This window comes from Mycolicibacterium setense (assembly GCF_000805385.1).
GTDB lineage: Bacteria > Actinomycetota > Actinomycetes > Mycobacteriales > Mycobacteriaceae > Mycobacterium > Mycobacterium setense.
Genome location: NZ_JTJW01000006.1, coordinates 12,600 through 33,335, shown reverse-complemented (window position 1 = coordinate 33,335; position 20,736 = coordinate 12,600). Strand labels below are relative to the sequence as shown.

Here is a 20,736-nt window from a genome sequence, read left to right as displayed (position 1 = left end):
GTCAGCCGATGGCGCGCAGGCCCGAGGCGATGGCCGGGGCCACCGCCTCGCCGACGCTGGAACCACCCGGTGCCTCGGAGCCCTGTCGTGCGCGGAAGTCGATGCCCGCGGCGATGATCGCCGCCTTGAAGTAGGCCAGCGCCATGTAGAAGTCCCAGTGCGCCAGATCCTGACCCGATTGCACCGAATAGCGGTTGGCCAGCTCGTCGGCCGACGGCATGAGCGGTGAACTCCACGCCGCCTCCATGCTCAGGATCAGGTTGAACATCGGGTCGCGGTACACACACATCAGAGCGGCGTCGCTCAACGGGTCGCCCAGCGTGGAAAGCTCCCAATCCAGCACCGCCAGGACCTTCGTCGGGTCCTGTGCGTCCAAGATGGTGTTGTCGATGCGGTAGTCGCCGTGCACGATCGAATTGCGGCTCTGCGCCGGAACCGACTCCGCCAGAGCCTGGTGCAGGCGCTTGACGTCGTCGTCGCGGGGATCGTCGGGCAGCCGGACCAGATCCCACTGCGAACCCCAGCGCCGCACCTGGCGTTCCAGGTAGCCGGCGGGCTTGCCGAAGTCGCCGAGACCGACCGCCTCCGGGTCCACGGCATGCAGGTCGGCCAGCACCCGGATCAGGGCGTCGACGCTGTGGCCGATCACCTGCTCGTCACCGAGTGCCTCAAGTTCTGAGGCACTGCGGACCACGAGGCCGTCGACGTTCTCGACCATCTGGAACGGCGCGCCCAACACGGAGTCGTCGTTGCTCATCGTCACCGCACGCGCGACTGGGACGGCGGTGCCGGCCAACGCCGCCACCACCTTGTACTCGCGGGCCATGTCGTGCGCGGACGGCGTCAGCCCGTGCAGCGGCGGACGGCGCAGCACCCAGGCCGACGCGTCGTCGCACACCCGGAAGGTGAGGTTGGAACGGCCACCGGCGATCAATTCGGCACGCAGCTCGCCACTGCGGGCGATGCCTTCAGAACGCAGATGCCGGTCCAGGGCGGTGAGGTCGAGACCCTCCAGCTTTGTCACGGTCACTGTTTACCACCCGGCTTGTTGCTCTTCGCGCGAGCTCTCGCCGAGACGATTCCGCGGCAGCAGATCCCACACGTGCTCGGTGCCGTTGACCGAGGCGACGGCCAGCTTGCCCGAGCGCGACGACAGCAGCCGGGTCACCGAGGCGTAGTCGACGTGGAAGGACAGCAGCCGCTCGGTGCCGAGGATCTGGTGCAGCAGCACGTTGATCACGCCACCGTGGCTGAACACCGCGACGGTGCCGTCGTGGTCGCCGTTCGCCACGAGCTCTCCGACGGCGACGTCGATCCGCGAAAGGAACGCCTTCTCGTCGACGCTGCTCGGCAGATGACCCGAAAGCAGCCGGGCCAGCTCCTCGGGGTTCTCCTTCGCGATCTCCTCGATCGGCACGTAGTGCGACATGTCGCGGTCGTACTCGGCGAGCCGCTCGTCGACGTCGACCTTCAGTCCGAGTTCCTCGGCCAGCGGCCCCGCGGTCTGGATGGCCCGCCGCTGCGGGCTGCTGACGAGCCGGCTGATGGGAAACCGGGCCAGGGCCGCGGGCAGGCGCTGCGCCTGGGCGATGCCCTCGGCGGACAGATCAGGGTCGGACCCTTGACCGGGCTCGCTGCGGAGCGGTAGAGCATGTCGGACGAGAAGCAGTTGCACCGTGTCACCATAGGTCCGCGGTGCGGGACGGCCGGAGAGGGCTGCGACATGGGCTATGCCGACGAACTGTTCGACCTCACCGATCGGGTCGTGCTGGTGACCGGCGGCAGCCGCGGACTGGGCCGTGAGATCGCGATGGGAGCGGCACGCTGCGGCGCCGACGTCGTGATCGCCAGCCGCAATCTGGACTCCTGCGTGGCCGCGGCCGACGAGATCACCGCCGCCACGGGTCGCGCCGCCCTGCCCTATCAGGTTCACGTGGGGCGGTGGGATCGACTCGACGGTCTGGTCGAGGCCACCTATGAGCGGTTCGGCAAGGTCGACGTGTTGGTCAACAACGCGGGCATGTCACCGCTGTACGAGTCGCTCGGCTCCGTCACCGAGAAACTCTTCGACTCGGTTTTCAATCTGAATCTCAAAGGGCCGTTCCGGCTTTCGGCTCTGCTCGGTGAGCGGATGGCGGCCGTCGGCAGAGGCGTGATCATCAACGTCAGCTCGTCTGGGTCGCTGCGGCCCGACCAGTACATGCTGCCCTACGCCGCGGCCAAGGCCGGCCTGAACGCCATGACCGAAGGCCTGGCGAAGGCATTCGGGCCGACCGTGCGGGTCAACACCCTGATGGCCGGGCCGTTTCTCACCGATGTCAGCAAGGCCTGGGACATGGCCGGCGACCCGTTCGGCCACCTCGCCCTGCGGCGGGCCGGCAATCCGCCCGAGATCGTCGGCGCCGCACTGTTTCTGATGTCGGACGCGTCCAGCTTCACCACCGGCTCGATCCTGCGGGTCGACGGCGGCCTGCCCTGAACACCGCACGGTAATGTAGCTGGCAAACTTGTCATGACAACTGGAAGGTGATGCGGATGGCGGGGCCCCGTTCACGCCACGAGCACGTCGCGGCCGAACTGCGTCAGCGCATCACCCGCCGCGAGTACGCCATCGGTCAGGCGCTGCCCACCGAGAGTGCGCTGTGCGCCGAGTTCGACGTGTCCCGCGGCCCGGTACGCCAAGCCCTGGCCACCCTGAAGAACGAAGGCCTGATCCGCGTCTCGCGTGGCAAACCCGCGGTGGTGCGCAGTCACGACGCCACGCAGACCCTGGACACCTTCACCCCGTTCACCCAGTGGGCCGAGCGGGTGGGCCGCACCGCGGGCAATCGCACCATCGAGGTGGCGCGCCGCCGCGTACCCGAATCCGCCATGGAACCCTTGGGTTTGACTGCCGACGACTTCGTGGTCGAGGTGCTGCGCGTGCGACTGCTCGACGGCGAACCCGCGATGATCGAACGCAGCACATTCATCGAGCCGGTGGGTTCCCTGCTGTTCGAATTCGACACCGACTCCGGCTCGATGACGGACTACCTGGCCAGCCGCGGCGTGTACTTCGACTCGATGGAGCACGTGCTCGACGCGGTGGCCGCCGGTCCTGACGACGCCGCGAACCTCGGCATCGCGCCGGGCAGCCCGCTGCTCCGCGAGCGGCGCGTCTCGCGCGATCAGCACGGCGTGGTCTTCGAATGCGCCGATGATCGTTACCGGCCCGACGTCGTCACATTCAGCATCGTCAACGCACGCACCAAATTTTCTTCCGCCGAACAGACGTGAACCCCCCCAAAATCCGTGATTTTCAGGGGAGTTCACGTCTGCTCGCGGTGGCTAATCGGCGGCGGGCATGCGGTTCCAGTGCGGGATCAGTAGCAGCATGGAAAGCATTGCGGCAGCGGCGAATCCATAGAACAACGTCGAGGTGTTCAGATATCCGGGCAGCAGCCCACCCAGGATCGCCCCCACCGAACCGCAGCAGTTGATGAAGCCGGCCGCGGTACCGGCGTGCTTGGAGGTACCGAAGTCCACCGCGGCGACACAGGAGATCATCGCGTCGGCGCCATAGACGCTCAGGCCGATCAGACCGAGCACCACGACCATGACCCAGGCATTGCCGGTCGCGGTGAGCGGACCGAACAGCGCCAGCACCGCCACCAGGATTCCCAGGCTGATCACACAGGCGGGCACGCGGCGCGCGCTGAACACCCGATCGGAGATCCGGCCCAGCAGGATCGGGGCGATCACACCCGCGACACCGAATGCCACCGGGATGGCCACGGCCTGGAACTTGTCGCCGTCGACCAGACGCTCGGCGACGATCACCGGGCCCCACAGCAGGATCGCGTAGCGGGCCGGCTTGAGCAGGAAGTACGACGCCCCAAGGGTTCTCACCATCCGGTCGCTCAGCACCGCCTTCAGCGATTCCTGCCACGACGGCTTCGGCTCGGCGACGGCCTCCGCTTCGGGCGAGTCATCGAGCTCGACACCTTCTCGAGCGTCCTCCGACGCGCGGTACTCCTCGATCGGTGGCAACCCGACGTCCTTGGGACTGTTGCGCTGGAACAACAGGACGAGCACGAACACCCCGACCACGATGGCGGCACCGGTGAAGAATGCCGCGCGCCACGAACCGAACACGTCGTAGGCGGCCCAGCCCAGAATCGGTGCGGCCACCAGGCCGCCGAATGCGTAGTTGGTGCTCCACAATCCGAGGACGCGACCCCGTTCCCCGATCGAGAAGAACTGGGCCATGTTGCTCAGAGTCGGGGACCAGCCAGTGGACTGGGCCAGGCCCTGCACGATCATCAGCGGCAGCAGGAACACCAGCGCGGGCAGCAGGCCCATGAACACGGTGGCGATCGCCGATATCGCCAGGCCACCGAGGATGACGACGCGGGGGCCGAAGCGGTCCGAAACCTGGCCCCAGATGAACTGACCGGCGGCGTAGGCCGCGAGGTACGCGGCGTCGAGGTTTGCCAGGGTGCTCTTCGTCAGGCTGATGGACAGGATGGGATCTTCGAGAATGCCCAGCTTGGCGACCGAAAAGGCCTGCCGGGTGAAATAGAAGCCGGCATAGGCGATCCAGGTGACCGCAAAGATCTGGATGCGCCAGCGGCGGTAGCGCGGGACTGTCGTCGGGGTGATGGAAGTCGTTACGTTGGTCATGAGAATGCACCTAATGTGGGCGTGCTGCAGGCGGTGTGCTGACGGGCCGGGGCAGATTGCCAAGAGACTGTGGCCGAACGTCAAGAGCAGGTTTCTCGAAAGAGAACGACGTGAGAGAGCGGTGCGGCGGTCGGGAGGCAGGCCTACGACCGACCGCCGCAAGAGCTGTTGTGTTGAGTTACCGCAGCGCTGCCACCAGCGCGGGGAGAGCGGCGACGCTGTCGAGAATGTGCGTGGCGCCCGCCTCGGAGAGCTGTGCCCGGTTGTGTGCACCGGTCAGCACACCGATCGAGGCCCGCGCGCCCGCGCGCAATCCGCTGATGACATCGGAGGAAGTGTCACCCAGGACGATCATCGAACGCACGGAATCGGTCTGGGTCTGCATCAGTGCGGTCAGCGGCATGTCCGGATACGGCCGGCCCCGCACCCCTGGCGACGGGCACAGCACGATGTCCGCCAGGTTCTGCCAGCCCAGGGCGTCGATGATGGCCGACTGGGTTTCGCGCGCGAACCCGGTGGTCAGCGCGGTCTTGATGCCACTGGAGCGTAAAGATGTAATGACTTCTTCGGCACCCGGGATGGGGCTGCAATTGCCCTCGGCCACCAGCTGGCCGTAGCAGCGCTCGAACTCCTTGTTCGCGGCCTGCGCCTGTTCCTCGTTGCCCTTGGCCAAGTGGCGGAAGACCACGATCTTCGACTGGCCCATGGTGTCGGAGACGTAGCGCAACATCTCCTCCCGGTCGGCGTCGGTCTTCGAGAGCCCCGCATGACTGTCGGCGGCCAGGAATGACTGCTGAACCAGCCCGCTGTCCTCCACCGTGGTGCCGGCCATATCGAACACGATGAGGCTGATCAGATCAGTTGTCTTGGTACTCATGGGTTTCCCTTCTGGTCAGGTGGATCGGTCAGGCGTGTGCGACGACTTTGTCGCGGTCAAGGGCGTTCTCGACGCTGTCGTAGGCCAGGCCCATGCTGGTGGTCATGCCGATCCCGGTGGTGACGGTGACGACATGGGTGCCCTCGATGGGCTGCTCGATGAGGAACTCTTGTCCCGGCGCCGAGGTGTAGACGCCCTGCCAGCGCTCTGTCACCTCGATGTCGTTGACGCCGAACAGTTTCCGCGCCTCTTCGAGGAGCACGGCGAAGCCCTCTTCAGACTGGAACGGCGGTGCGGAGATGTCGCGGTAGTGGGTGTCGCCGATCAGCAGAGAGCCATCGGGCTGCGGGGTGTACATCTGGTGGAGGTCGATGGCGATGTAGTCGGGATGTTCGGCGCGCAGCCGCTCGGCCACCGCTTGGGTACTCGGGAGGCCTTCGAATCCCGAGTACCTCAGCAGTGACCAACCGGTGAACAGCGGCGCGGGCAGAGCGAAAGCCAGCGGCAGGCGGGCGCGCAACATGTGCAGCCGGCACCTCAGCAGGCCGTCGCGTTCGGCCAGCGCGGGGAACAACCGATCCACGTCGTAGTTCACCGTGACGAACGTCGTACCTGCGCGCAGCGGTCCGCGCGACGTGTGCACCACTCCCGGCTCGAACCCGGATGCCGCGGTGCGCCAATGGAAGTCGACGCCCTCACCGGCGAGCCACCGGGCGATCGACGGTGCGGCCGTTCGCGGGTCGACCTGCAGATCATTCGGTAGGTACATGCCACCGGTGACCCCGTTGGGCACCACCGGAATCCGTTCGAGAATCTGCTCACGGCTCAGCAACCGCACCTCGCCGTCGCCGCGCGCGGCGGCGAATTCCTCCATCACCGCACGTTCATCATCGTGGCGGGCGATGCAGTAGGTGCCCGACTCCGCGGACCAGAAGCCGGCCTTACGGGACAGATCGAGCCAGTGCCTGCGACCGTTGCGGCCGTAGTCCCCCGCGACCCCGGACTGCGCGGTGATGCAGGCGTGCCCGAAGTTCTGGACCGAGGCGCCGAGGACGCCGTCGGCGTGATCGACGACGGCGACGCTCAGTCCCCGCTGGTGCGCGTGATACGCATGCGCCAGGCCGACGATGCCCGCACCGACCACCACGACGTCGTAGCTGTGATTTCCCATGCGGCCACTGTGGTCCACATCACCAGAACTTGTCAATACAAGTTCAAAGTTTTTACCTCGTGTCTATATATGTAAAGCGGCGTTCACCTCACGGCGTCGAAACGCTCACGGCCGCCGGGCGGATCCGGCTGATCTCGTCGGCGCCGTGACCGGCGGCGACCGCGGAGTCCACGTACCCCCGGAACGCTTCCAGCGCACCGGCATCGAAGCCCGCCGACTGTGACGCCGCGATCAGATGCCGGACCGATGCGGCCACCGAGGACACCGAGGCACTGGCGTCGCCGTGACGGTCGGCCTCGACGCGCTCGGCGATCTCGCCGAAGATCGGCGGCAGGATGGCGGCGATGTTGCTCGCATGCGGCAGCAGTTCGGCGGGGGCGATATCGTGCGCACCGGCCATCGCGAGGGCGTGCACGAACCCGCTGATCGAAGTCCAGAAGATGTCGAGCAGCGCCATGTCGTACGCCGCGGCCCGGCCCACATCCGGGCCGACCCAGTTGACCGTGGCCAGCGCATCGAACACCGGCCGGTGGGCGTCGAACAGGTCCTGCGGGCCCGCGAAAAGAATGCTGGCGCTGGGTGTTCCGATGGTATCGGTCGGAGTCATGATGGCTCCGTCCAGATAGCGCGCCCCACGCGCGATCACCAGCTCCTCCGTGCGGTGCGCCGAATCGGGGATGTCCGAAGACAGCCCCACGACCACCCGGCCCGCGATCGCATCGCCCGCGGCGTCCAGCACGGCGTCCGCGGCCGCCTGATCGACGACGTTGACCAGGATGAGGTCACTGGCAGCAGCTGCCGCCGCCGGCGTATCTGCCCACCGTGCACCACGCGCCAGCAGCGCGTCAGCCTTGCCCGGCGTCCGATTCCACACCGTGGTGGGGTATTTCGCCGTCACCAGGGCGCCCGCAAGGGCCTGTCCCATCGGTCCCAGACCGAGCACGCTCACCGTCATGCGGCCACTCCGTTCTTGATGCTCTCGATGACGCGGGCGAAGCCGTCACTGCCGTGGCCCGCATCGATCTGCCGGTGGATCAGCCGCTGCACCACGTCGACGACTTCGGTGCTGACCCCCTGGTCCCGGCTGGCGTTGACGATGTCAGTGAGATCGGAGAACAGCAGACTCTGCTGGCCGGCCACGGAGTAGTCGCCGCCGTCGATGACTGTGGCGTACTCGGCGATCGCAGGCATCAGGGCCGGCAGCCACGCCGCGGTGCGGGCGGCGAACTCCTTCGCGGGAACACCGGCCGCGCCCACCATCGCAGCGCCGTGGAAGAAACCGGCGAACATCACATACATGGCGGACAGCAGTGCCAGGTCGTATAGCGACGCCATGCCTGCGTCGTCACCGAAGTACTCAGCGCTGCCCCAGATTTCGAAGAACGTCCGGTGGTCCTCGAACAACGCTGCCGAGCCGCTGTAGAGGATCGCCGACTGTGGCGTCGCGATCATTTCCGGCGTCGCCATGATGCCGCCATCGAGATAGTCGACCCCGTGCCCGGCTGCCCAACTGGCCAGCTCGCGCGCACCCTCCGGTGACGTCGTGGTCAGGTTCACCACGCGGCGCCCCGCCAGCTGGTGCGCCACCGGGTCGAGCACCTCGTGTACCGAAGCCTGATCGAACAGACAGACCACGATGAGGTCTGCGGCGAGAGCCTCAGCAGGATCGGCCGCAACAGTCGCGCCCTCTTCGACGAGTGCCGCGGCCCGCGCGGCGGTGCGATTCCAGACGGTGGTGGGGTGCCCCGCTGTGATCGCGGCGCGGGCCAGCGCTGAGCCCATCTCACCCAGACCGAGAAAACTGACCGAATGGCGTGTGGTTGTCATGGCACCATCGTTGGAGAGACACTGACTACAGGACAAGTACCCACTTAAAAGTGGGATACTTACTTTTTCGAAACTATTGGCCCTGAACTGCAAGGATCCCGTCATGACCCAACTGGGCAAGTACACCTGCGGACTCGATGCGGCGTTCGCCGTGGTGGACGGAAAGTGGAAGCCGCTCATCCTCTGGGAGCTTCAAGGCGGGCCGAAGCGGTTCAACGCGCTGCACCGGAGCCTGCCCGGGGTGTCCCAGAAAATGCTGACCCAGCATCTCAAGGAACTCCAGAGTCACGGCGTGGTGCACCGCGAGAGCTACCACGAGGTGCCGCCGCGGGTGGAGTACTCCATGACGCCCGCGGGCGAGCAGTTGCTCGAATCCCTTGAACCGTTGGCCAATTGGGCCACCAAGCACATCGAACTGATCTGCGCGGAAGAGGCCAGCTAGCCGTCTAAGACGTTCGGGTCCGGTCCAGTGTGTGCAGCGTGACCTCGTCGAGCACACCGGCGCTGATGCGTGCCGTCATGTACGTGCAGTACGGCTGGCGCCTGCGGTCGGTCGGTGAACCCGGATTCAGCAAGCGCAGACCGGTTTTCGCGGTGGTATCCCACGGGATGTGGCTGTGCCCGAAGACCAGGACGTCACTGCCCGGGTAGTCCCGGGCCATCCGGGCCTCCCGGCCGGTGGCCGCTCCCGTCTCGTGCACGACGGTGAATCGCAGTCCATCCAGCGTCACGTCGGCACGCTCGGGCAGCCGGCGGCGCAGTTCCGCCCCGTCGTTGTTGCCCCAACAACCGATCAGGTGTGCTGCGCGGGAGCTGAGCGCGTCGAGCAGGGCGGGATCGACCCAATCACCGGCGTGGACAACGACATCCGCTTGGTCCACCTCGTCCCACACCTGAGCGGGGAGATCCTTGGCGCGCCTGGGTACATGGGTATCGGCGATGAGCAGCAGCCGCATTCAGCCGAGCCTACGTGACCAGCACCGGCGAGCCCTGGAACCACATCGGCGGGTTCGGGCATCCCGCGCCGCCGCGCCGCTTACACTCCGACCATGGACCTACTACGCAACGTAGTTGTATATGCGCATCTGCTCGGTTTCGCGGTCATGGTCGGCGCCTGGATCGCCGAGGCCGCGGCCCGACGGTTCCTGATCACCCCGGTGATGACCTGGGGCATGACACTGTCACTCATCACCGGCCTGGCCCTGGCGGCACCCTGGCCGGCCGGCATCGTCCTGAACTACCCGAAGATCGGCACCAAGTTGGTCATCCTGGTCGCGCTCGGCGCGGTACTGGGCATCGGCACGGCGCGCCAGCGTCGCGCAGGCGACCAACCCGTCATGCCGCTGTTCATCGCCGCCGGCGTGCTGCCACTGCTGGCGTCGGCGATCGCGGTGCTGTGGAACTGAGGCCCAGGCCACGCCCGAACCTGAGCTGAAGCTGAGACATTCCCGTAAAGTTAACTGGCAAACAACTTTTGTCGGCAGGTACGGGAACGATGGGTCACAGACACGCCATGGCAACCGCCAGGGTCATGCGCACGGCGGCATTCACGGGATGCGCTTCACCCCAGGGTGACATCCGCGTGCGAGCACGGACGCGTCCCGCCAAGTCTGCGCGTCAAAGCCACCACGGCGTGTTCGAGCAGCCGCGGCAGCGCCGATATGCCGGGCAGCTGAAGACCTCGACGTCCACGGTGGCCGGCCGGTCACCGTGGATGAACGATCGCGTCACCGTGCTGCGCGGCTACCTCGCCGATCTGCACGGTCTGCACCTGCCGTCCGACCTGGCCCGCGTCCAGGTCGCCGGCCACGTCGAACTCCTGGTTTCCGTGCTGAAGCTGAACCGCCAGACCGCCCGTCAGTTCGTGACCGACGACGTCCTGCGCGAGATGGCCCTCGACATCGCTACAGCCGTCGCCTCCGAGTAGAGCGCCGCGAGTCTGGAGCCGACGCCGCTGCGCCGAGATCGACGCCAGGGTTGTTGTTCCGCACGAGTCGCAGCCCTGCTGTCGATCTCGATGCACCAAACAAAAATCGAGGCGCGGTCCGCAGACCACGCCTCGATTTTTCTAGAGTGCGCCCGAAGGGATTCGAACCCCTAACCTTCTGATCCGTAGTCAGATGCTCTATCCGTTGAGCTACGGGCGCCTGTCGTTATTCAGTTGTGCGGTTGACGGTATCAACCTTGGCGGAGGCGAGAGGATTTGAACCTCCGGTCCCCTGTAAGGGGGACAACTCATTAGCAGTGAGTCCCATTCGGCCGCTCTGGCACGCCTCCTTTGAACTTCTGTGAGGGTACCGGACTCCGTCCTGTCGCCCGAAACCGCCGAGGGCACACAGTACACAGCCTCCCCTATCCTGGCCAAGTGAGTATCCGTCTGCGCCCCGAAATGGCCGATCTTCCGGCGTACGCACCAGGCAAAACAGTCCCGGGCGCAATCAAGATCGCGAGCAACGAAACGGTGTTTCCACCGCTTCCCAGCGTGCGCGAGGCCATCCTCAAAGCCACCGAGAACATCAACCGCTACCCCGACAACGGGTATCTGGACCTGCGCGAACACCTCGCGAAGCACGTCGACTTCGCGCCGGAGCACATCGCCGTCGGCTGCGGTTCGGTGAGCCTGTGCCAGCAGTTGATACAAATCACATCCGCCGCCGGGGACGAAGTGGTGTTCGGATGGCGCAGTTTCGAGATCTATCCGCTGCAGATCCGCACCGCCGGCGCGACCGGTGTCCCGGTCCCGCTGCGTGACGAGACTCACGATCTCGACGCCATGCTCGCGGCGATCACCGACCGCACCCGCCTGATCTTCGTCTGCAACCCGAACAATCCGACCAGCACCGTGGTCGAACCCGAGGCACTGGCCCGGTTCGTGGCGGCGGTGCCGTCGGACATCCTGATCGTGCTCGACGAGGCCTACGTGGAGTACATCCGCGACGGGCTGGTGCCCGACAGCCTCGGGCTGGTCCGGAGCCACCGCAATGTGGTTGTCCTGCGCACCTTCTCGAAGGCCTACGGGCTGGCAGGCCTCCGCGTCGGGTATGCCGTGGCCGATCCGGAGATCATCACCGCGCTGGGCAAGGTCTACGTGCCGTTCAGCGCGACGAGCGTGTCCCAGGCCGCGGCCATCGCCAGCCTGGAGGCCGCCGACGAACTCCTGGCCCGGACCGACGCCGTCGTCGCCGAACGCATCCGCGTCAGCGCCGCGCTGCGAGACGCCGGATTCGAGTTCCCACCCTCACAGGCGAACTTCGTCTGGCTGCCGCTGGCCGAACGCACCCTGGACTTCGTGGCCAGGGCCGCCGACAACCGCCTCATCGTGCGCCCGTACGGTGAGGACGGCGTGCGGGTCACCATCGGTGCCCCACACGAGAATGACGCCTTTCTGGAGTTCGCCCGGCACTGGCGCGCGGGCGACGACGGCACTCGGACAGGGGAGACCACGTGAGCGACGCACGCGGCACATTCGACGGATTCGTGAGCCGTGAGGGCCAGATCCCCGACGCCGAACTCGACGCGTTCTGGGCCGTCCTGGCGCCCGCGGGCATCAACTTCATGCTCGGCGAGTGGAAAGGCGGCGCGTTCGACACCGGCCACCCCGTCAGCGGCCTGCTGAAGAAGGCGAACTGGTTCGGAAAGACGATGACGTCGCCGAACGACGTGCAGCCGATCGTGTGCCTCGACGAGGCCGGCAACAAGTTCAACAACGAGAAGCTCAGCAAGGGCGGCGCCAGCCTGTGGCTTGAGGAGTTTCGCGGCGAGGTGACCGCCACCATGGTCTACGACGGCCAAGCCATCCACGACCACTTCAAGAAGGTCGATGACACAACCGTCATGGGCATCATGAACGGCAAGGCGGGGCTACAAGACGGCCGCTACGGCTACTTCTACCTGCAGCGCGTCTAACCCGTCGGCCGGCGGCCCGTAAAGGCCAGCAGCCGGTCGAGCGGCTGGGCGTCCGCGCCGAGCGCAACCGGGTCGTCGAAGCCGGCGCGCACGCGCCCCTCCGGCGTGATGATCTCGCGCGCCCACCCCAGGACACACTCCGGCTGCTCATCCGCCACGTCGACCGTCTGCCCCGTGGCCGCCGCGTAATCCCAGGCGTGCACCAGGAACTCCAGCGACAGGATCCGCGCCATCATCCGGGCCGGCGCCTCGCCCTGCCCGAACGGCACCATGCCATCCAGCCCGCGTCGTCGCCATGCCGCCACGGCCGGGCGCGCCGCGGCGATCACCTGATCCTCCACCGAGGCGGTGAGGTCGCGTTCGGGAAGCTGCGCCCCGGCCGCCGAGCCGATCATCGTGATGGACTTCAGCAGGTGATCCGTCAGCCCCGCCACGTCGAACTCACGACACGGTGTCCGACGGGACAGATCGTCCGGGGTGAGGCCGTGCAGCACGCGTTGCAGCACGTCGAGCGTGGCCTCGGCACTCTCGAGTTCATCCATACTCGGTAGTGTCCACCCCATGACCGACACGTACGAGTCCGTTTCCGTCGAGACCAAGGACCACGTCGCCCAGGTGACGCTGCTGGGGCCCGGCAAGGGCAACGCGATGGGTCCGGCGTTCTGGTCCGAGATGCCCGACGTGTTCGGCACTCTCGATGACGACCCCGACGTACGCGCGATCGTGCTGACCGGCTCCGGCAAGAACTTCAGCTACGGCCTCGACCTGCCCGCGATGGGTGCGACGCTGCCCGGCCTGGACGCCGGCGCGAAGGCCCGGGCCGACTTCCACACCACGCTGCGGAAGATGCAGGGCGCCATCACTGCCGTCGCCGACTGCCGGACCCCGACCATCGCCTCCATCCACGGCTGGTGCATCGGCGGCGGCGTCGACCTGATCAGTGCCGTGGACATCCGCTACGCCAGCGCCGACGCCAAGTTCTCGGTCCGTGAGACCAAGCTGGCCATCGTCGCCGACGTGGGCAGCCTGGCGCGGCTGCCGCTGATCCTGTCCGACGGGCACCTGCGCGAGCTGGTGCTGACGGGCAAGGACGTGGATGCGTCGCGCGCCGAGAAGATCGGTCTGGTCAACGACGTGTACGACGACGCCGATGCCTCGTTGGCCGCCGCGCGCGCCACCGCCGCTGAAATCGCCGCCAACCCGCCGCTGACCGTCGCCGGGGTGAAGGACGTACTCGACCAGCAGCGCACCGCCAGGGTCGCCGAGAGCCTGCGCTATGTGGCCGCGTGGAATTCGGCGTTCCTGCCGTCGAAGGATCTGGCCGAAGCGGTCACCGCGATGTTCCAGAAGCGCCCGCCCCAGTTCACCGGGGAATAGGCGTCCAGCCGAGCTCGGCTTTTGCCTTCGCGTTCGACAGCGGCAGCCAGGCCGTGCCGAATGCGGTGGCCGGGTACGGCGCAACCAGGCCGACCAGCCGGTGCGATATCGGCACCGGTCGCGGCCGGTGCAGCTTGCGGTTCAGCTCGCGGACGTAGTCGCCGAACGACTGCGGCCGGTCATCGACGATGTTGTAGATCTGCCCGCCCCGCCCATTGTCGAGGGCGTCGGCGGTGGCCCTGGCCACGTCGTCGATGTGTATCCAGGACAGCACCCCGGTGCCGGTCAGCGCAGGCATCGCCCACCACTTGGCCAGCCGGCGGAACAGGTCGTCATGGGTGACGCCGGGGCCGTAGAAAACGCCGTAGCGCAACACGATTCCCTCGGTCTTGCTGTGCTCACCCGACGCCACCACGTTGCGTTCCATACCGCGCAACGCCGCGAGCATTTCGTCGCCACCGCGCGGCGGTGGACCCGGGTACGGGTCGGTCTCATCGATCACGTCCGGCCCCGTCGGCCCGTAGCCATAGGCGAAGATCACCGATTCGGCGACGACGCGGCGCACGCCGGCCCGCTGGGCGGCGGCCACCAGGTTGCCCGCGCCCCGGCTCCACAATTCGATGGCCGGCTCGAAATCCTTCATCCGCTTGGGCCCCAGCTTGGGCAGCGTGGTCAACAGGCTCACCACCGCCTCGGGCGCGAATTCGTCCACCACGGAGTCGATCTGGGCCGCATCGAGCACATCGGCCACCACGGGCTTGGCGCCGGCCGCCGAGATCTGGGCGGTCTTCGATGGAGAGCGGGTCACACCGATCACCTCGTGACCCCGCGAATTCAGTTCCCGCAGCAGCGGGATTCCCGGAACACTGGTCGCACCTGCCACCAGGACACGCATCTATGATTCTCCTGTCTTCTCTTCGGACATGCTGGTACGCAAGGCAATAGCCAGCAGAACAGTGGTGAACACCAGACCTCCGGCCTCCAGCCAGCCGACCCAGTTGCCCGCGGCGTGGTTGGTGTCGATCAGGTGGCTCAACGAATGCAGGGCCCAGTGCATGGTGGCGAAGGCCAACGTGGGCACCCGCCACCGCGGCCACTTGAGCGCGCCCAGCATCATCAACCCGAGCGGCAGCTGGAAGGACGCGCTGTCGAGGATGAAGTGGTCGTTGCGCACGCCGAAGGCGCCGATCGTGTCGTAGAACGTGCCCGGCGCCAGCAGCATGAACAGACCCAGCGTCACCGAGTAGACGCCGAAGACGGCCAGGACCACGTCGGGGTAGCGCCGGGTTCGAGCCATCGGGGGCGCAGCGTTGGCCATGTCATCACGCTAACGCCGCAGTGGTCTCCGAGTAGGCTCCAATTCCATGGCGAATTCGGGTACCAGTTCTGCCCCGGAACTGCTGGTCGAACTCGACCGCGACAGCAGGCAGCCATTGCATCGACAACTCGCCGACGGATTGCGCGATGCCGTCCGGTCCGGCCGGCTGACGCCCGGCTCCCGTATGCCCTCCACCCGCGTGCTGTCCACCGACCTCGGGGTCTCCCGCCGCATGGTCGTCGAGGCCTACAGCCAGCTGGCGGCCGAGGGTTTCCTGCACAGCAGGCAGGGCGGCAGCACCCGCGTCGCAGCCGTTGATCCCGTCCCCGCGGGCCGCGGCGATCCCGATCGTGCCCGCCCCCGCTTCGACATCGACTTCGCCCCGGGCTCACCGGATCTCGCCAGCTTCCCGCGTCAGGCTTGGCTGCGGGCCTTGCGTCAGGGCCTGGCCGAGATCGAATCCAGCGCCTTCGGCTACATCGCACCGTACGGGCTACCGGCCGCCCGCGCCGCGGTGGCGGATTACCTGCGGCGCACTCGCGGCGTGGTCGCCGATCCACGGCTGGTCGTGTTGTGCTCGGGCGCAACACAGGCGATCGCCCTGCTGGCCCAATGCCTCGACGGACCGCTGGCGACCGAGGATCCGGGATTCTGGCTGCACCGAATGGTATTGCGGCACAATGGTGTCGACCCTTTGCCTGTGACCGTGGACGACAACGGCATCGACGTCGGCGCGCTGAGCGCCAGCGCTGCGACCACGGTCCTGACCACCCCGGCTCACCACTCGCCGACTGGCGTGGTGCTCTCGGCGGCCCGGCGTACCGAACTACTGGAGTGGGCCCAGCCCGGGCGGTTGATCATCGAGGACGACTACGACGCCGAGTACCGCTACGACCGAGCGCCGGTGGGCGCACTGCAAGGAGTAGCGCCCGATCGGGTCGTGTACCTCGGGACGACCAGCAAGACCCTGGCACCCGGACTACGAATCGGCTGGATGGTGGTGCCCGCACATCTGATCAGTCGGGTCAGGACCGCGAAAAGCCTTGCCGACACCGGTAGTTCGGTGATGGATCAGATCGCGTTCAGCCAGTTCCTGACCTCCGGCGGCTATGACCGCCACCTGCGTCAGATGCGCCGCCGCTACGGGGCCCGCCGTAAGGCCCTACTGACCGCGCTCTCGCGGCACCTACCGCAGGCCGAGGTTCTCGGCGCGGCCGCCGGGGTACACCTGACGGTGCGGTTCCCGCGCGGCTTCCCCATCGAGGAGTTCACCCGCCGGGCCACCGAGTCACGGGTCCGGCTGGAGCCGCTGGCGCCGTGCTACGCCGAACCCGACCAAGCGCCGCCCGGGCTGATCCTCGGCTATGCCAATCTCACCGAAACCCAGATCGCCACGGGTGTGGAGATCCTCGGTGAGATGGCAAGGCAACTGGATGCGACGTGATCAGCCCGCCCGCTTGGCCGACTTCCGCTCGGCCAGCTTGTATTTCACAAGAGCTACCAGCGCCTTGGGGTTACGCGCGAACGCACCCGCGGCCTGCCACCCCAACTTGGCCTTCTGGCCGAACGTAAGTTGCTGCTCTTGTTCCGTCACTGACTCTCCCCTGTCCGGACAACGTTGCCCGAACAGTAGCGTGCGTCAGCTCGGCAGCCTCTACCGCCCGGCAGCCTGGTCGACACTGCGATCGGCCGGCTTGACGCCCAGCTTGCCGACCACGTAGTCCGCAGCCTGATCCGTCAGCCCGTTGACCGCGTACAAGTTGTGCGCGTTGTTGTCACCACCGGTCGGCGAGCACACCGGATCCTCCGGGATGCACAGGTCGTCGGTCTTGGCGACGTACCGGGATCCGACCGTGATCGGGGGTGCGCCGGTGTAGATCATCTGCAGGAACCCGCTCGACGGCTTGCCGAACAGCGCCACCGCGGCGACATGGTCAGCCACGTCCGCGGGAAGCGGGCCCGTGATGCTCGGCGGCAACACGAAACCCTGCGGCACCGAATCCGCGGTGATGTATGCGGCCACCGCCGCACCCTGCGAGAAACCGCCCAGCACGATCTTGGTGTCGGGGCACTCCGCAGCTATGGCCCTGACCTTGTTGCTGGCGTCGGCGACACCGTCGGCCGCGGTCGCAAAGTCAAGTGACGCTGGGTAATTCACCGCGTAGACGTCGACCGACTTCCCGGCGGTCCTGGCCCGCAGGGCATCGACGAACGCGTCCCCGACGCCGCCGACGCCCGGCGGCTCGAACGTTCCGCGCGCGAACACCACCTGCACGTCCGAGCACGGGTCAGCAGAAGCCTGACCGGCAGCGGCTATACAACCACCCGCCACGAACACCGCAGACGCAACCGCACCCAACCAACGACCAATCCGGTTCATTTTCGACCACCCAGCACTCGACCCGATCCACGGCGACAGCACGCGCCCACACTCCTCGATACCCAAGATCAAGCGTCGGCGAATCCCCAGGGGTGTGTGATCTACGACACGTTTAGGCAAAAGCGGAGGTCACGGCGAAGACGGCCTGATTGGCTACGAAGCCGCTCCGACGCTCTGGCGTTGGCGCTGGCGCTTCTCTTCGTAGAACCGCGCCCGCTCATCGACTGCGTCGAGGAACTGGCCGAGCTCTTCACGCGCCTTTTCACCTTCCGGACCGAAATCGGTGCGGTCGAAGATCCGCCAGAAGCGCAGCACCGGCTGCAGCACGTCGTCGTGGTGCACGCGCAGGTCGTAAATCCCTGCCTTGGCGATGGTGATCGCGTTCTTCTCGAAATCGGTCATGCCGATACCGGGCATCGCGAAGTTCACCACCTCGTCGCGGACGGCCATCATCGCGGCATCGGGTGCGATGTCCAGCGCCGCCGCCATGAGATTGCGGTAGAACACCATGTGCAGGTTCTCGTCGGCCGCTATGCGGGCCAGCAGTTGATCGGCGATCGGGCAACCGGATTGCCTGCCGGTGTTGCGATGCGATACGCGAGTGGCGAGCTCCTGGAACGACACATAGGCCAGCGCCGCCAACGGGCTCTTGTCGCCCGAGTCATACCCGGCAACCGTGTGCTCCATCCGAAGTCGTTCCAGCCCAACGGGATCCACGCCACGAGTGACCACCAGATAATCGCGCAACGCGATACTGTGCCGGCCCTCTTCAGCGGTCCACTGCCCGACCCAGGTGCCCCACGCGCCGTCGCGGGAGAACCGGGTGGCGATCTCCCGGTGGTACGACGGCAGATTGTCCTCGGTCAGCAGGTTGACCGTCATGGCCACCTTGGCAACCGGGTCCAACGGCGAATCCTCGGGGCGCCAGTCCTCTCCGCCGAGGAAGCCGAAGTCACGCCCCTGACTCCACGGGACGTAGTCGTGCGGGAACCACTCCTTCGCCATCGACAGATGGCGGTCGAGATTGTTGGCGACAACCGGCTCCAGTTCGTGGAGCACTCCTGTTTGGGTATCCATCCAGTCCTCCCATCGTCTACAGCAGAGGCGTCGACACCGACGTGCCGGCTACAACCTACGGTACCGTAGGTTACGCAACCGTAGGTTAAGTTTGGGTGAAACGAAACCCCCGGCCGAACCTCGGCGAGCGGCGCGCACCGTTGTGTCACGAAAATGCTTGCGGCGCTTTCAGTTTCGACGCCCCGGCATCGCCGGCCCGGCGCCGCACTAGGCTCGTCTCAATGTGCACGCGAGTCATCTGGCCGGAAGCGGGCGATGCGGTCCTGGTGGGCAGGAACATGGACTTCCACAAGGACCTGATGACCAACCTGTGGAAGCAGCCCCGCGGCGTCCGACGCGACGACGCGCTGTCGGGCAAGCTCTCGTGGACCTCGAAATACGGCAGCGTCGTCGCCACCGCCTTCGACATCACCTCCGTGGACGGGATGAACGAGGCGGGCCTGGCCGGGCACATCCTGTGGCTGGCCGAATCGAACTACGGCGAACCGGACGCCGCGCGCACCCAGCTCAGCCAGGCCATCTGGCTGCAGTACTTCCTGGACAACTTCGCCACCGTCGCCGAGGCCGTCGCCTGGATCGCGCAGACCGATGTGCAGGTGGTCCAGATGGACGATCCGACCGGCGGGGTCCGACCCGGACTGCACCTGGCCCTCGACGACGCGACCGGAGACTCGGCGATCATCGAGTACGTCGACGGCCACCCGCGGGTGTACCACTCGAAGGACTACACGGTGATGACCAATTCGCCGACGTTCGATCAGCAGCTTCAGCTGGTGAAATCATTCACCGGCCTGGGCGGTGAGCAGCCGCTGCCGGGCTCCACCCTGGCAAGTGACCGCTTCGCCCGGGCGAGCTATTACGCCGGCAGATTGCCCACGCCGTCCAGTCAGGTAGAGGCCATCGCGGGCATGTTCTCGGTGATCCGCAACGCCGCGCAGCCCTTCCGCATCCCCGACCCGGGTAAGCCGGATGCCTCGCAGACCATCTGGCAGGTGGTGCTCGACCTCACCAACAAGCGCTACGTCTACGAGTCCACCACCCGACCCAACATCGTGTGGGTCGACCTGGCGGACCTCGACTTCTCGGAGGGCAGCCCGCAGCTCAAGCTCGACCTGATCGGCGAGCTTGCGGTGCAGGGCGGTATCGCCGGCAACGTGGCCGACAAGTTCGTGGACGAGGGCCCCATGACTTTCCTGTCGATGAAGATCATGGAGGCGCTGCTGGCAGCCGAAAAGGGTCAGGCCACCGGCACGTAGACCTTTGTCCGCAGCCGGTCCTCGGGTACCTCGCGCGGGTCGTCGAGGTACACGTTGAAGTGGTGCGTCGTGACATCGTCGACGCTCCGCGTCAGGGTCAGGCCGTGCTCGGTCACGTAGGCGCCGATGAGTTCGTGCGCCCGCGGGATCGCCTCGGCGTAAGGGCCGGTGACGGTGGCCACCACGGCCCGGCGCACCGGGGCAACGAGCACTCCGAGCGGAGCTTTGGCGGTGGTGTCGGCCGGAACTTCGAGGAACACCGACTCGTCGACATCGGATTCGCGGAACTCGTCATCGTGTTCGATGCAGCCGCCGAACTGCCCGGGCGTGAGGCCCTGCTCCTGCAGGGCAGGCATGAACCGGTCCCACAGCTGCCCCTCGGCGGCATAGTTCGGCAGGGTGTCGCGCAGGTAGACGGCGGTCAGGGCGGGGACGGTCTCTTCGGTGACGGTGTCGGTCATGGTGAGCTCCTTCTCGGCAAGTAGGTGGTCGATGAGTTGGAGCCGCGCGTTCGCCTCTTCGGCCGCCGCGGCGAGTTCGATGCGCTGGGCCGCGAGGGCTGCGTCGAACGCCGGGGTGCCTCGGACAGCCAGCAGGGCTCCGATGGCGGACACGCCGAATCCGATGTCGCGCAGCCGCCGGATCGCGGCGGCGTCGGCGAGCTGCGCCGCGGCATATCTGCGGTAGCCGCTGACCGCGTCCACACGTGCGGGCACCAGGACACCGTGCTTGTCGTAGTGGCGCAGCATGCGAACGGAGATACGGCTCAGCGAGGAGAACCTGCCGATCGGCATCAGAGACGGGGTGTCGGTCACGGACTTGAGCCTGCCGTCTCACACGGTGTGAGAGTCAAACCTGGCGCTTGCAACAGGTTTCGTCCGCCTC

At 66.7% G+C, this 20,736-nt stretch carries 25 protein-coding genes and 2 tRNA genes; 10 read left to right on the top strand and 17 right to left on the bottom strand.

The annotated features are described in order from the left end of the window. Position 1: 1 nt before the first annotated feature. Positions 2–1,024 (bottom strand): phosphotransferase family protein, encoded by a 1,023-nt coding sequence (locus QQ25_RS10840; RefSeq protein WP_101906554.1) that lies wholly within the window; start codon positions 1,022–1,024, stop codon positions 2–4. A 9-nt stretch (positions 1,025–1,033) separates the two neighbouring features. Then, positions 1,034–1,675, bottom strand: coding sequence for a histidine phosphatase family protein (locus QQ25_RS10835; protein WP_039378733.1), 642 nt, complete (start codon positions 1,673–1,675; stop codon positions 1,034–1,036). A 48-nt stretch (positions 1,676–1,723) separates the two neighbouring features. On the opposite strand from QQ25_RS10835, the gene QQ25_RS10830 reads away from it, so the two are divergent. Together QQ25_RS10830 and QQ25_RS10825 are read left to right on the top strand one after the other, a co-directional pair. Then, positions 1,724–2,479, top strand: coding sequence for an SDR family NAD(P)-dependent oxidoreductase (locus QQ25_RS10830; protein ID WP_039379779.1), 756 nt, complete (start codon positions 1,724–1,726; stop codon positions 2,477–2,479). A gap of 56 nt (positions 2,480–2,535) precedes the next feature. After that, positions 2,536–3,276 carry a GntR family transcriptional regulator gene (locus tag QQ25_RS10825; protein ID WP_039326112.1) on the top strand — a complete coding sequence of 247 codons (741 nt, stop codon included), beginning with the start codon at positions 2,536–2,538 and terminating at the stop codon, positions 3,274–3,276. A 51-nt stretch (positions 3,277–3,327) separates the two neighbouring features. Here the strand turns inward: QQ25_RS10825 and QQ25_RS10820 are convergent, their stop codons facing one another. The 5 genes from QQ25_RS10820 to QQ25_RS10800 form a co-directional block, all read right to left on the bottom strand. Continuing rightward, the gene (locus tag QQ25_RS10820; RefSeq protein WP_039378732.1) at positions 3,328–4,662 is read right to left on the bottom strand and encodes an MFS transporter; all 1,335 of its coding nucleotides are present in this window, start codon (positions 4,660–4,662) and stop codon (positions 3,328–3,330) included. A 178-nt stretch (positions 4,663–4,840) separates the two neighbouring features. Continuing rightward, on the bottom strand, positions 4,841–5,539 hold the full coding sequence (locus QQ25_RS10815; protein ID WP_039378731.1) for a phosphonatase-like hydrolase: 699 nt from the start codon (positions 5,537–5,539) through the stop codon (positions 4,841–4,843). A gap of 28 nt (positions 5,540–5,567) precedes the next feature. Continuing rightward, entirely contained in the window at positions 5,568–6,710 is a 1,143-nt protein-coding gene (locus QQ25_RS10810; RefSeq protein ID WP_039378730.1) for a TIGR03364 family FAD-dependent oxidoreductase, read from the bottom strand. 88 nt (positions 6,711–6,798) lie between these two features. After that, positions 6,799–7,665: an NAD(P)-dependent oxidoreductase gene (locus QQ25_RS10805; protein WP_039378729.1), complete on the bottom strand. Its 867-nt coding sequence runs from the start codon at positions 7,663–7,665 to the stop codon at positions 6,799–6,801. Beyond that, the gene (locus QQ25_RS10800) at positions 7,662–8,537 is read right to left on the bottom strand and encodes an NAD(P)-dependent oxidoreductase (RefSeq protein WP_082017502.1); all 876 of its coding nucleotides are present in this window, start codon (positions 8,535–8,537) and stop codon (positions 7,662–7,664) included. The genes QQ25_RS10805 and QQ25_RS10800 overlap by 4 nt, the downstream gene beginning before the upstream one ends. A gap of 103 nt (positions 8,538–8,640) precedes the next feature. Here QQ25_RS10800 and QQ25_RS10795 point away from each other — a divergent pair, with 103 nt between their 5' ends. Further along, positions 8,641–8,979, top strand: a complete 339-nt coding sequence (locus QQ25_RS10795) for a winged helix-turn-helix transcriptional regulator (RefSeq protein ID WP_039326128.1) — start codon at positions 8,641–8,643, stop codon at positions 8,977–8,979. Between the two features lie 4 nt (positions 8,980–8,983). Here QQ25_RS10795 and QQ25_RS10790 read toward each other — a convergent pair whose 3' ends face one another. Further along, positions 8,984–9,493, bottom strand: coding sequence for a metallophosphoesterase family protein (locus QQ25_RS10790; RefSeq protein ID WP_039378727.1), 510 nt, complete (start codon positions 9,491–9,493; stop codon positions 8,984–8,986). Positions 9,494–9,586: 93 nt separating this feature from the next. Between QQ25_RS10790 and QQ25_RS10785 the strand changes: the two genes are divergently transcribed. Together QQ25_RS10785 and QQ25_RS10780 are read left to right on the top strand one after the other, a co-directional pair. After that, entirely contained in the window at positions 9,587–9,943 is a 357-nt protein-coding gene (locus tag QQ25_RS10785; RefSeq protein WP_039378726.1) for a hypothetical protein, read from the top strand. 176 nt (positions 9,944–10,119) lie between these two features. Further along, positions 10,120–10,464, top strand: coding sequence for a hypothetical protein (locus tag QQ25_RS10780; protein WP_234706227.1), 345 nt, complete (start codon positions 10,120–10,122; stop codon positions 10,462–10,464). Between the two features lie 147 nt (positions 10,465–10,611). On the opposite strand, the gene QQ25_RS10775 is transcribed toward QQ25_RS10780, so the two are convergent. Then, positions 10,612–10,684 (bottom strand) — tRNA-Arg (locus tag QQ25_RS10775). Positions 10,685–10,722: 38 nt separating this feature from the next. Next, positions 10,723–10,814, bottom strand: a tRNA-Ser gene (locus tag QQ25_RS10770). Positions 10,815–10,902: 88 nt separating this feature from the next. On the opposite strand from QQ25_RS10770, the gene hisC reads away from it, so the two are divergent. Together hisC and QQ25_RS10760 are read left to right on the top strand one after the other, a co-directional pair. Next, a complete protein-coding gene (hisC, locus tag QQ25_RS10765; protein WP_039378725.1) occupies positions 10,903–11,985 on the top strand; it encodes a histidinol-phosphate transaminase in 1,083 nt (360 codons plus the stop codon). After that, a complete protein-coding gene (locus QQ25_RS10760) occupies positions 11,982–12,443 on the top strand; it encodes a DUF4334 domain-containing protein (protein ID WP_029108608.1) in 462 nt (153 codons plus the stop codon). Before hisC ends, QQ25_RS10760 begins: the two co-directional genes overlap by 4 nt. Here the strand turns inward: QQ25_RS10760 and QQ25_RS10755 are convergent. After that, entirely contained in the window at positions 12,440–12,985 is a 546-nt protein-coding gene (locus QQ25_RS10755; RefSeq protein WP_082017501.1) for a TIGR03086 family metal-binding protein, read from the bottom strand. The two genes, QQ25_RS10760 and QQ25_RS10755, sit on opposite strands and share 4 nt — an antisense overlap. Positions 12,986–13,004: 19 nt before the next feature. Between QQ25_RS10755 and QQ25_RS10750 the strand changes: the two genes are divergently transcribed. After that, the gene (locus QQ25_RS10750; RefSeq protein ID WP_039378723.1) at positions 13,005–13,820 is read left to right on the top strand and encodes a crotonase/enoyl-CoA hydratase family protein; all 816 of its coding nucleotides are present in this window, start codon (positions 13,005–13,007) and stop codon (positions 13,818–13,820) included. On the opposite strand, the gene QQ25_RS10745 is transcribed toward QQ25_RS10750, so the two are convergent. Together QQ25_RS10745 and QQ25_RS10740 are read right to left on the bottom strand one after the other, a co-directional pair. After that, positions 13,807–14,715: an NAD-dependent epimerase/dehydratase family protein gene (locus tag QQ25_RS10745; RefSeq protein WP_039378722.1), complete on the bottom strand. Its 909-nt coding sequence runs from the start codon at positions 14,713–14,715 to the stop codon at positions 13,807–13,809. The two genes, QQ25_RS10750 and QQ25_RS10745, sit on opposite strands and share 14 nt — an antisense overlap. Then, entirely contained in the window at positions 14,716–15,138 is a 423-nt protein-coding gene (locus tag QQ25_RS10740) for a hypothetical protein (protein ID WP_039378721.1), read from the bottom strand. A 46-nt stretch (positions 15,139–15,184) separates the two neighbouring features. Between QQ25_RS10740 and pdxR the strand changes: the two genes are divergently transcribed. Further along, the gene (gene pdxR / locus QQ25_RS10735; protein WP_039378720.1) at positions 15,185–16,582 is read left to right on the top strand and encodes a MocR-like pyridoxine biosynthesis transcription factor PdxR; all 1,398 of its coding nucleotides are present in this window, start codon (positions 15,185–15,187) and stop codon (positions 16,580–16,582) included. Here the strand turns inward: pdxR and QQ25_RS30965 are convergent, their stop codons facing one another. The 3 genes from QQ25_RS30965 to QQ25_RS10725 all read right to left on the bottom strand — a co-directional run bounded on the left by QQ25_RS30965 (position 16,583) and on the right by QQ25_RS10725 (position 18,595). Then, positions 16,583–16,732 carry a hypothetical protein gene (locus QQ25_RS30965; RefSeq protein ID WP_157847814.1) on the bottom strand — a complete coding sequence of 50 codons (150 nt, stop codon included), beginning with the start codon at positions 16,730–16,732 and terminating at the stop codon, positions 16,583–16,585. It abuts the gene before it with no gap. 60 nt (positions 16,733–16,792) lie between these two features. Further along, entirely contained in the window at positions 16,793–17,518 is a 726-nt protein-coding gene (locus QQ25_RS10730) for a cutinase family protein (RefSeq protein WP_039326152.1), read from the bottom strand. A 153-nt stretch (positions 17,519–17,671) separates the two neighbouring features. Continuing rightward, positions 17,672–18,595, bottom strand: a complete 924-nt coding sequence (locus QQ25_RS10725) for an acyl-ACP desaturase (RefSeq protein WP_039326156.1) — start codon at positions 18,593–18,595, stop codon at positions 17,672–17,674. Positions 18,596–18,816: 221 nt separating this feature from the next. Here QQ25_RS10725 and QQ25_RS10720 point away from each other — a divergent pair, with 221 nt between their 5' ends. Beyond that, the gene (locus tag QQ25_RS10720; RefSeq protein WP_039378719.1) at positions 18,817–19,851 is read left to right on the top strand and encodes a bile salt hydrolase; all 1,035 of its coding nucleotides are present in this window, start codon (positions 18,817–18,819) and stop codon (positions 19,849–19,851) included. Here QQ25_RS10720 and QQ25_RS10715 read toward each other — a convergent pair. Continuing rightward, complete coding sequence (locus tag QQ25_RS10715; RefSeq protein ID WP_039378718.1) at positions 19,833–20,666, bottom strand: MerR family transcriptional regulator; 834 nt, start codon at positions 20,664–20,666, stop codon at positions 19,833–19,835. The two genes, QQ25_RS10720 and QQ25_RS10715, sit on opposite strands and share 19 nt — an antisense overlap. Positions 20,667–20,736: the final 70 nt, after the last annotated feature.